8 protein-coding genes are annotated in these 10,143 nt (G+C 70.0%); 1 reads left to right on the forward strand and 7 read right to left on the reverse strand.

All coding sequences use genetic code 11. The annotated features are described in order from the left end of the window. Nucleotides 1-2: 2 nt before the first annotated feature. From ACWEF6_RS37985 to ACWEF6_RS38015, 7 genes are all read right to left on the reverse strand, one after another. On the reverse strand, nt 3-932 hold the full coding sequence (locus ACWEF6_RS37985; RefSeq protein WP_004559728.1) for an ABC transporter permease: 930 nt from the start codon (nt 930-932) through the stop codon (nt 3-5). Then, entirely contained in the window at nt 929-1,930 is a 1,002-nt protein-coding gene (locus ACWEF6_RS37990) for an ABC transporter permease (RefSeq protein WP_310969273.1), read from the reverse strand. Before ACWEF6_RS37990 ends, ACWEF6_RS37985 begins: the two co-directional genes overlap by 4 nt. An 86-nt stretch (nt 1,931-2,016) precedes the next feature. Continuing rightward, a complete protein-coding gene (locus ACWEF6_RS37995) occupies nt 2,017-3,696 on the reverse strand; it encodes an ABC transporter substrate-binding protein (RefSeq protein WP_310969274.1) in 1,680 nt (559 codons plus the stop codon). A 327-nt stretch (nt 3,697-4,023) separates the two neighbouring features. Continuing rightward, nucleotides 4,024-4,512 carry a uridine kinase family protein gene (locus ACWEF6_RS38000; protein ID WP_449687382.1) on the reverse strand — a complete coding sequence of 163 codons (489 nt, stop codon included), beginning with the start codon at nt 4,510-4,512 and terminating at the stop codon, nt 4,024-4,026. Between the two features lie 52 nt (nt 4,513-4,564). After that, nucleotides 4,565-4,999, reverse strand: a complete 435-nt coding sequence (locus ACWEF6_RS38005) for a DUF2304 domain-containing protein (RefSeq protein WP_310969276.1) — start codon at nt 4,997-4,999, stop codon at nt 4,565-4,567. 11 nt (nt 5,000-5,010) lie between these two features. Then, complete coding sequence (locus ACWEF6_RS38010) at nt 5,011-5,712, reverse strand: glycosyltransferase family 2 protein (protein ID WP_396136891.1); 702 nt, start codon at nt 5,710-5,712, stop codon at nt 5,011-5,013. A gap of 169 nt (nt 5,713-5,881) precedes the next feature. Continuing rightward, the gene (locus ACWEF6_RS38015) at nt 5,882-7,846 is read right to left on the reverse strand and encodes a DUF6541 family protein (protein ID WP_449687383.1); all 1,965 of its coding nucleotides are present in this window, start codon (nt 7,844-7,846) and stop codon (nt 5,882-5,884) included. A gap of 170 nt (nt 7,847-8,016) precedes the next feature. Between ACWEF6_RS38015 and ACWEF6_RS38020 the strand changes: the two genes are divergently transcribed. Beyond that, complete coding sequence (locus ACWEF6_RS38020; RefSeq protein ID WP_449687384.1) at nt 8,017-10,077, forward strand: DUF6541 family protein; 2,061 nt, start codon at nt 8,017-8,019, stop codon at nt 10,075-10,077. The last annotated feature ends 66 nt before the right edge of the window (nt 10,078-10,143 follow it).

Genomic DNA, 10,143 nt, shown 5'->3' on the forward strand with positions numbered 1-10,143 from the left:
TCTCACCGCCTGTTCTTCGGGTCGAGGGCTTCGCGGAGGGACTCGCCGAGCAGCGTGAACCCGAGCGCGACGATGATGATCGCGATGGCCGGGTAGTACGCGAGCTCGGGCCGGACGTCGAGGAACTGCCGGGCACCCTTGCTCAGCATGATGCCCCACTCCGCCCGGTTCGGGTCCGGGTCGCCCAGACCGAGGAACGACAGCGCCGCGGCCTCCAGGATCGCGGTCGCCAGGGTCAGCGTGGCCTGCACGATGACCGGGCCCAGCGAGTTCGGCAGCATGTGCCGGAACACGATGGTGCCGCGCTTGACGCCCAGCGACGTCGCCGCGAGGACGTGGTCGCTGCCGCGCTGCACCAGCATCGAACCGCGCAGCAGCCGCGCGAAGATCGGCACCCCGATCAGCGAGACGGCGAGGATCACCGTCCACTGGCTCGGCTTGGCGAACAGCGCCGCGACCGAAATCGCCAGCAGCAGCGACGGCACCGACAGCATGACGTCGACCAGTCGCATGAGGACGGTGTCGACCCAGCCGCCGAACGCGCCGGCGAGCCCGCCGATGATGATGCCGAGGAGCACACCGATCACCGTGGCCAGGACCCCGACGAGGAGGGTGTTCTGCGCGCCGACGATCAGCCGCGACAGCTCGTCGCGGCCGAAGTCGTCCACGCCGAGCGGGAAGCCCGGCTGGGAGCCGGGGATGATCCCCTGGCCGAGGGCGACCTTGTCCTGCAGGTAGCGCTCGAACGGGTCCTTGGGCGCGATCAGCGGCGCGAACACCGCCAGCAACACGAACAGGCCGGTGATCACGCCACCGGTGATGGCGACCGGGCTGCGCAGCATCCGCCGCAGCGCTTCGCGGCCGAGGCTGTTCCCGCTCGCCGCGGCGAGCTTGTCGATCGGCTCTTTCTTCTTGTTCAGCAGAGTGTTCATCGCACACGCACCCTCGGGTCGATGATCCCGTACGAGACGTCGACCAGCATGTTCACCAGCACGTACACCAGGGCGCCGAAGAGCAGCAGCGCCTGGAGCCGCGGGTAGTCACGCCGTTCGATGCCTTCGGCCAGCAGGAATCCGAGGCCGCGGAAGTTGAACACCCGCTCGGTCAGCACCGCGCCGCCGAGCAGCGCGCCGGTCTGCAGGCCGATGGTGGTGACCACCGGGAGCAGGCCGTTGCGCAGCACGTGCCGCCGCCGGACGACGGGCTGCGTGAGGCCCTTGGAGTTGGCCGTGCGGATGAAGTCCTCGTTGAGCACTTCGAGCACCGACGCGCGGGTGATCCGGGTGACCACCGCGAGCGGGATGGTGGCGAGCGCGAACGCCGGGAGGATCAGGTGCCTGATCGCGTCCCAGACGGCGTCCCATTCGCTCGTCATGATGCCGTCGAGGACGGCGAAGTTGGTGACGGCGGTGGCGTCGAGCCCCGCGGTCTGCCGGCCCTGCGACGGCAGGCCCAGCGGCCCGGCCAGCAGGTCCTGCATCATGTAGCCGAGGAAGAACACCGGCACCGCGACGCCGACCAGCGTCAGCACGATGATCACGTTGTCAGCGACGCCACCGCGGTAGCGGGCCGAGAGGTAGCCGGCCGGGATGCCGATGACCACCGCGACGATCATCGCGGACAGGCCCAGCTCGATGGTGGCCGGCAGGAACGTGCCGATCTCCGACATCACCGGCTGGGTGGAGACCAGCGAGGCGCCGAAGTCGCCGGTGATGGCGCGGCCGAGGAACTTGAAGTACTGGATGATGACCGGCTGGTCGAGCCCCAGCACGTGATTGAGGTTGGCGATCTTCTCCGGCGTTGCCTTGTCGCCGAGGAGGGCGGCCGCGGGCCCTCCGGGCAGCGACCGCAGCCAGGCGAAGACCAGGATGGACAGGATGAGCAGCGTCGGGATCGCTTGTAGCAGCCGACGCACGAGAAAACGGAGCACTTGCAGTCCTTAGGTGGCAGCCCGCTGAGTACGGAACATGGGGTGGGCGCGGTAGCACCCACCCCATGCCTCGCGGCGTTGAGCCGTCAGTTCACGGTGACGGTGTTGAACCGCTCGTCGGTCAGCGGACTGGCGACCAGACCCTTGACCTTCGGGCCGACCACGATGGCGGGCGGGCCGTAGGAGATCGGGATGGCCGGCAGGTAGTCCATGATCTGCTTGTTGACTTCCTGGTACGCCTTGGCGTGCGCGTCACCGGCGGGCGAAGCGTCCGCGGCGGCCAGCGCGTCGAACAGCTGCTGGTTCTCGAACCCGAACTCCGGCTTCTTGCGGCCGAAGAACGTGCCGACGAAGTTCCCGGCGTCGTTGTAGTCACCGGTCCAGCCGAGCAGGTGGAGGTCCTGCTTGCCGAACTTCTGGACGTCGTCCTTGTAGCCGCCGTTCCACGGCTTGGCGACCGGCTCGATCTTGATGCCGATGGCCTTCAGGTCCTCGGAGATCGAGGTGAAGACGTCCGCCGGGTTCGGCATGTACGGCCGGGTGACCTCGGTCGGGTAGTAGAACTTCAGCGTCAGGTTCGTCGCACCCGCCTGCTGCAGGAGATCCTTGGCCTGCTGCTGGTTGAACGGGTACTTGGTGACCTCGTCGGTGTAGCCGGAGATCGTCTTGGGGACGAACTCGGTGGCCACCTCGGCGCCCTCGGGCAGCTTGCTCTTGACGAACTGCTCGCGGTTGATGCCGTAGGCCAGCGCCTTGCGGACGCGGACGTCCTTCAGCTTCTCACCGGCCGGGCCGGACTGGTTGATGCCCAGGTAGAGGACGTTGAACGGCGGGCGCACCAGCACCTGCTCGCCCTCGTTGCGCAGCAGGCCGTAGTCGGCCGGCGCCGGGTAGTCGTAGCCCTGGATGTCGCCGGCCTTGAGCGCCTGCTTGCGGGCGTTCTCGTCCGGGATCACCTTGAAGATGAGCTTGTCGAGCTTGGCCGTCTGGGTCGGGCTGGTGTCGTTCTTGGACAGGGTGATCTCACCCTTGCCCTGGTCCCAGCCGTCGAACTTGAACGGGCCGGTGCCGACCGGGTGCTTGTTGGCGTACTCGCTGTAGGTGAACGAGTCGCCGGACTGGGTGACCTCGTCGGCCTTGTACTGCTTCAGCGCGGTCGGGCTCTGCATCGAGAACGACGGCAGGGTGAAGGCCGCCGGGAAGGCACCCTTCGCCTTGTTCAGGTTCACGACCGCGGTCGCCGGGTCCTTGGCTTCGCAGCTCTTGTAGACCGGGTCGCTGTAGTCGGTGCTCTCGTTCTTGGCGAACCCGCCGAAGACGTCGGCGTAGTAGATCATCTGGCTCTGGGCGGCGGCGCCCTTCATGTTGTACCAGCGGTCGAAGTTGAAGCAGACCGCGGTCGCGTCGAAGGCGGTGCCGTCCGAGAACTTCACGCCCTGCTTGAGGGAGAAGGTCCAGGTCTTGCCGTCGTTGCTGGGCTCCCACTTCTCGGCCAGCGAGGGCTCGAGGTCGGCGGTGCCCGGCTTGTTCTGGATCAGCGTGTCGAAGATCTGGCGCGTGATCCGGAAGGTCTCGCCCTCGTCGTTGAAGATCGGGTCGAACAACTTCGGGTTACCGGCCGCGCCGAAGATCATGGTGCCCCCGGAACCACCCCCTGCGCCCTCGTCACGCTTGGATTCCGCACAGGCGGACAGCGAAACCGCGAGCGCGCCGCTCAGCCCGATCAGGGCCACGCGGCGTGTTCGGGTCAGCCGCAATTGCTGCATCTGGCACCCCTTGGGAGATGTTCGGGTTCAAAGTCACCGTCCGGTCGGTCAGGAACTCGACGGACGATCGGTGTGCCCCGCGACACTAGCGGGAACTCGGCCCAGGCTTAAGTACGTGAGGTTACGATCGCGCTACGTGGGCGCCGATTTGACCGCAATGTGTCCATAAATAGCGACAGAATGTGACCGTTTGTGTGCTCTGGCTGCACGCGGTGCCCGATCACTAACTCAGATGGCGGTACCGAGATTAGTCCGGTCGTGTTGTGACCGCTCGTCGACTTGATCGATCCGGAGCAGTGCGGGCACGGAGGGTGACCGGTTCGTCCCCTACAAAAGTCGGGTGCCGGCGGCCCCGGGGGTGCCGTCGACGGCGAACCAGCCGCGCTCGAACCGTTGCCACCGCGCCAATTCGGCCCGTGCGGCCGCGCCGTCCCTGGCGACGGTTCTGGCCAGCCGGCCGCCCTCCGGGCCGCCGGAGAGCCAGCAGAGGTGCGAAAGCAGGGGTCTTGCCGAAGTGCGGCCGCAGGAAACGCCCTCCAGCACGAGGACTTCCGGCACGGGCACCCGGACGAGCTCACCCGGCCGGGGCACCCCGGTGGTCCAGTCCATGCGGCGGTAGGCGCCGGGCCGGCCGGCCGCCAGGGGACGCAGGACGCCGTCGACCAGCCGGGGCCACCAGGCGACCGGGTCGTCCCAGGTCGCGAAGGCGTCGGTGCTCACCAGGGCCGTCCGGCAGCCGCGGGCGGTCAGCGCCTCGACGACCTGGGCGGCCAGGGTGGACTTGCCGGCACCTGACGGGCCGTCGATGGCCAGCACCCGTACCCGGCCCAGCCGCGCGGGGGCGGCGAGCAGGGCCTCGATCAGCGCGTCACTTGCTGACGCGCTCGACCTCCGGAAGCCCTTTGACGTCGTCGGGAGCCGCCGTCTTCGCCTCCAGCTCGGCGATCCGGCTCTCCAGCGCGCGCCGGGTGTCCTCGAGCTCGCAGCGCAGCAGCGCGATCTCCTCGACCGACGTGCGCACCTCTTCCTCGAGGTGCCCGGTCTCGGTGGACAGGTGCAGCGACACCAGCGCCAGGACGACGCCGGCCAGGAGGAAGACGAAGTTCGACGGCGTTTCCACGCCGGTCAGCCGGGCCAGGAACTGCGCGGCCGCCGGGATGGCGGCGAGCACCACGACGCCGACGGCGACGACCAGCCACACGCCCGCGTACTTCTCCCGCAGCTTGCGCCGCCGCATCATCTCGATGACGACGAACAGCACCAAGCACGCGATGACGATGCTGAGGATGCGCCAACCCTGCATTCCCAAGCTCCTTAAGCCGAGTCCGAGGAGTCGACCGCGGGGCGGCGGCGGACCAGCGCGAGCAGCAGCGCGAGCCCGGCGCGGCCCAGGTAGACGGCCGACTTGACGGGCGAGTGGCTGGGCGTGCCGCCCGCGCGCTCGCGCATGATGACCGGGATCTCCTTGATGGTCAGCTCGGCCCGGATGGCCATGACCAGCGATTCGACCGTGTCGCCGAGGTACTCGGCCGGGTAGTAGCCGGCGAACAGCCGGATCGCGCGCGGCCCCATCGCCTTGAAGCCCGACGTGACGTCGGTGAGCCGGGTCTTCGCCAGCCGCGAGAACACGATCGACAGCGCGACCATGGCGTACTTGCGCGGCCCGCTGGCCTTGTACGCGCCCTTGCCGGCGAACCGCGAGCCGATCACGATGTCCGCGTCGTCGAGGCCGCGCAGCAGCGCGTCGAGCTCGTCCGGGTCGTGCTGGCCGTCCGCGTCCACCTGCACGACGACGTCGTACCCGCGGGCGGCGGCGTAGCGGAAACCGGTGCGCATGGCGCCGCCGACCCCGAGGTTGACGGCGAGGCGGGCCACCTCGGCCCCCGCGGCGCGGGCGAGCTTGGCGGTGTCGTCCACCGAGCCGTCGTCGACGACGAGCAGGTCACCGTTCGGGAGGGCCCGCTTCACCTGCTCGATGACCGACGCGACGCTCGCCGACTCGTTGAGGGCGGGCATCACGATGAGCACGCGGCGGCTGGTCACCGTGGTCGCCGGGGTCGTTGACACGCGATCACATTACCAATCCGGCCGAAAGCAGGCGGACGCGGTCCGCAGCCAACCCGCCCACCGCACGCGTTCCGCCGTGACTGCCGGTCGGATTGGTAATCGTCGACACAGCATCCCTTCACTGGCCGTCACCGGGCGCGGACCCTGGTGTGGCACCGGCCGCGACGACGTCCTGCTGCCCGGCGATCTCGTAGATCGAGGCCCCGGCGTTGCGGTAGACCAGCTTGAACCCCGGCGTGGTGTCCAGGTGCTGCAGGCCCGGGTCGTTCCGCTGGTCGGGGACGGCGTTGCCCTGGCCGACGAAGGCGTAGCGGACCTTCAGCTCCCGCAGGATCTGCCGGGCTTTCGGGTCGTTCTCCAGCCGGTTCGCGTACGCGCTGACATAACCGACGTCGCTGGCGGGCGGGGCGCCGTAGTAGTTCCATTGCGTCGGGTGCACGCCCTGCAGCGCGTACATCCAGACCGACCCGTCGAGGCGGTCGTTCAGGACGCGCTCGCCGGGCACCGTGTGCTGGGCCAGCCACGCGAACGCCGTCTCCTCGTCCGCGCTCACCGCGGGAAAGCCGCGGTAGGCGATGTTCACGTGCACGGAGTTGAGGTGCACGTACCCGCGGCTGAACCCGCCGATCACCGCCGCGAGCAGCACCACGCCGGCCAGGACGGGCGCGGCGGGGTGCAGCTTCGGCAGCCGGGGCCGGACCTTCGCGGCGAACCACGCCGACGCGGTGTGGACGAACTCGCCGAACCCGACCGCGCCGATCATCGGCAGCAGCGCGGCGAGCCGGTAGTTGTCGTTGTAGAACGGCCCGCTGAGCAGGTGGACCAGGCCGTTCTCCATGGAGACCGTCGCCGCGTACAGGCCGCCGAGGACGACGTACGCCGCGACGAGCCAGAGCATCCGCCGGTGCCGGACCAGCAGGAAGATGCCCGCGATGGCGGGCAGGCCGATCCACCACTGGGGGAAGCTCGCCATCGGCGAGAAGGTGACCGTCTGCCCGACCGCGCCGGTCATGGTCGCCGCGTTGGCCCAGACCGCGGACGTGACGCCGCCGGCGTTGTAGAGCGAAGGCAGCACCTGGGGCAGGCCGAGCCCGACGGCGAGCAGCGCGGCGGCCACCAGCGACGGCCAGGCCCGCCGCCAGTCGAGCGGCTCGAACCGGAAGAGCACGACGGCCAGGATCAGGACGCAGTAGACAGCGAGGACGAACACGACGCTCGTGTGCAGCGCGGCGAGGCCCGCGACGCCCACCCCGACGGCCAGCGGCCCGGTGGCCCCGCCCGGCTCGAGCAGCAGGCGGACCACCGCGAGCATGGCCGGGACCAGGGCGACGCCGGCCGCGTACGGCCAGACCGGGCCGTGCCAGAACAGGTCGTAGGGGAACGAGGTGAAGCAGGCGGAAGCCGCCGCGGCCGCCGCGGCGGTGACCGCCGGCATCCGCCACGCGCGGCACATCGCGGCCACGCCGAGCGGCACCGCGAAGGTGACGGCGATGGACGCGAAGTTCAACAGCGGCATCACGGTCAGCCCGCCCTTGCCGAAGAGCAGGGCGAGCAGCGCGTGGTAGGTGTCCGGGTAGAAGTAGTGAGTCTCGTCCGGCAGGTTCGCGATGGTGCCGACGGTCGACGGGCGCGCGTCCCCGCGCTCGGCGATCCAGCGGACGAGGTTCGCGTGGAACGCGGCGTCCCAGTCCTGGTTGACCGTGCCCGGCGTGGGGATGCCGCGCAGCACGGTGCGCAGGCCGACCGCCATCCCGGCGGCGACGCCGAGGGCCGTGACGGCGTGCCCGCGCCACGACCACCGCGGGCGCTCGGGCGGCTCGGCGTCCGGGCGGCGGCCCCGGGTGAACCGGGCCACGGCCCAGGTGATCGCGAAGCCGGCGGCCGACACCAGGAGCGTCCACAGTGTCACGGAGAGCGCGGTCCACCGGATGCCGGTGCCGCCCAGCAGCGGGATGCCGAGGGCCACGACCCCGAACGTGAGGACCGGCGCCGCGGCACCCAGCGTCCAGCCGCGCAGGCCGATCGCGGCCCCGAATACGGCACCCGGAACCCAGAATGCGGCCAGAACGAGCAGAAAACCCATTCTCCCACCCCATTTTCCGCCGTGACCTGGCCCGCACCCGCGGTGAACGCCGTTCTCCGACGGCGCGGCCACGCTACCGTGCACGTCAGCTCGCTGGTCACCCGCATCCTGGGCGGACCGCGGCCACCCATAGACTCCGGGCGTTGGCGGCTTTGTTGATCGGAGAAAGCATGCTGTCCGAAGCTGTCCGGCTGGCTGCGGGAATCCTGGTGGTGTTGCTCCCGGGATTTTCGATCCTCCTGGTCACCGGCGTACGCGAACGGTTGTGGCTGGCGGGCCTTTCGGCGCCGTTGACCACCGGGTTCGTGCTGCTCGTGTCGCTCTTCACGGGCGTCACCGGGCTGCGCTTCGGCCTGCTGACGACCGCCGTCGCGCTCGTGGCCGTCCTGCTCGTGCTCGGCGGGGTGCGCTGGCTGGTCCGCCGCCGTCGCGCGGCCGCCGAGCCGGTCGAGCCCGCCGAAGACCCGCGGCTGCGCACGCTGACCGGCCGGGCCGGGCTGGTGGCCCAGGTGCTGGGCGCGCTCATCGCCGTCGCCGGCGTCGGCCTCGGCGTCCGGATGTGGCACAAGGGCCTCGGGTCGTGGCAGACGCCGACCCAGGAGCACGACACCGTCACGCACGCCGTGCTGACCGCATTCACGCACTTCACCGGCAAGGCCGCGCCGTGGCAGATCCTGCCGATCGACGTGGTGCACGACACGAACGTCCAGTTCTACCCGCCCGGCTTCACCGACATCAGCGCGCTGCTCACCGACGTCTTCGGGGACACGATGCTGTCCCTGAACCTGGCGACGGTGGTGTTCTCGGTGGTCGTGCTGCCGCTCTCGGTGGCGGCGCTGACCGCGGCGGTGCTCCGGCACGGCCGGCTCGGCCGCGGCTGGGTCGAGCTCGCGGCGGGCGTCGCCGCACTGGTGTCCGTGCAGCTGTACCGCCCCGGCATCGCCTTCGCCCACGACGGCGGCGTCCTGCCGAACGCGGCCGCGATGACGCTGATGCCCGGGCTCGTCGCCGTGATGCTGGTGATCGGCAAGCGCAGCTGGGGCCGCGCGGTGCTGGTGGGGGTCGCCGCCGCCGGGGCGTTCAACCTGCACCCGAGCGCGCTGACCTCGATCGCGCTGACGACGGTCGCGGCCATGATCGGCCTGCTGTTCACCAAGGCGGGCCGGCTCGCCTTCGTCCGCGCGTTGCTGCCGCTGGTGCTGGCGGGCGTGGTGGCGGTGGTCCTGATCATCCCGGACGTCCTGGCGCTGCTGCGGCTCGGCAACGGCTCGGTGGTCGACGCGCCGGCCAACATCCGCGGAACGCAGCTGGGCGCGTCGTTCGAGCTGGTCGCCCGGCTGCCGTACGGCGGGTACTTCGACCCGAGCGGCACGATGGGCCAGCTGGTGCTCGGCCTGCTGGGCCTGGCCGGCGTCGCCGCGGCGGTCCTGTCCCGGCGCGCGTGGCCCCTGCTGACGGCCTGGCTGTTCTGGGCGGCGGTCATGGTGAGCTTCCACTACTCGCCCAATTCGGGCTTCGGCGCGATGATCGGCCGCTACTACTACCGGGTGGCCAACCGCCTGGACACGCACGTCTACCTGCTGATCCCGGTGTTGGCGGGCGTCCTGTTCGTGGCGCTGGGGCTGTTCGTCGTCGCGGTGCAGAAGCGCAACCCGATCCCGGCGCGCTTCCGCCCGGCGGTGGCGTACGGGCTGATCGTGGTGTTGCTGGGTGCGCTGACGGTGACGTCGTTCCGCGGCTACATGAACACGGGGGCGCTGTCGTTGAGCCAGCGCTACGCGGCCCCGCAGTTCGTCCGCTACGACGCGGCGGACGACGCGGCGGCGAAGTGGCTGCACGAGCACGCGGCCCCGGGAGAGACGATCCTCAACAACGCGAACGACGGCTCGACGCTGTTGTACGTGGACTACGACCTGCCGATCCTCAACATCGTCCCGGACGGCCACAGCCCGATCCAGGACAACATCACCCTGCTGGCGATGTTCAACTACTACCCGGAGGACCCGGAGGTCCAGAGCATCCTGCGGGCGAAGAACGTCCGCTGGGTGTACGTGGACACGTCGGCCCCGACGGTCGGGACGGACGGGCACCACTGGACGGGCAAGCTGACGTACAGCTTGGCGCCGGGGCTGAGCCGGCTGACGGGGTTGCCGGGGCTGACGAAGGAGTTCAGCGCGGGGACGGTGAGCGTGTACCGCCTGGATCTACCCCAGACCCCACCGCGCGGTTGACGGGCCACCTCGGTATCGCCGGCTGTCGCGAATGACTCATTCGGGACGTCCGAGGTCCCGAATGAG

The sequence above is a fragment of the Amycolatopsis sp. NPDC004772 genome, from assembly GCF_053601215.1.

Excerpts from the sequence above, each read along its gene's own strand:
- ACWEF6_RS37985 (WP_004559728.1), bottom strand. The coding sequence starts at position 932 with ATGAACACTCTGCTGAACAAGAAGAAAGAGCCGATCGACAAGCTCGCC.
- ACWEF6_RS37995 (WP_310969274.1), bottom strand. The coding sequence starts at position 3,696 with ATGCAGCAATTGCGGCTGACCCGAACACGCCGCGTGGCCCTGATCGGG.
- ACWEF6_RS38005 (WP_310969276.1), bottom strand. The coding sequence starts at position 4,999 with ATGCAGGGTTGGCGCATCCTCAGCATCGTCATCGCGTGCTTGGTGCTG.
- ACWEF6_RS38010 (WP_396136891.1), bottom strand. The coding sequence starts at position 5,712 with ATGCCCGCCCTCAACGAGTCGGCGAGCGTCGCGTCGGTCATCGAGCAG.
- ACWEF6_RS38015 (WP_449687383.1), bottom strand. The coding sequence starts at position 7,846 with ATGGGTTTTCTGCTCGTTCTGGCCGCATTCTGGGTTCCGGGTGCCGTA.
- ACWEF6_RS38020 (WP_449687384.1), top strand. The coding sequence starts at position 8,017 with ATGCTGTCCGAAGCTGTCCGGCTGGCTGCGGGAATCCTGGTGGTGTTG.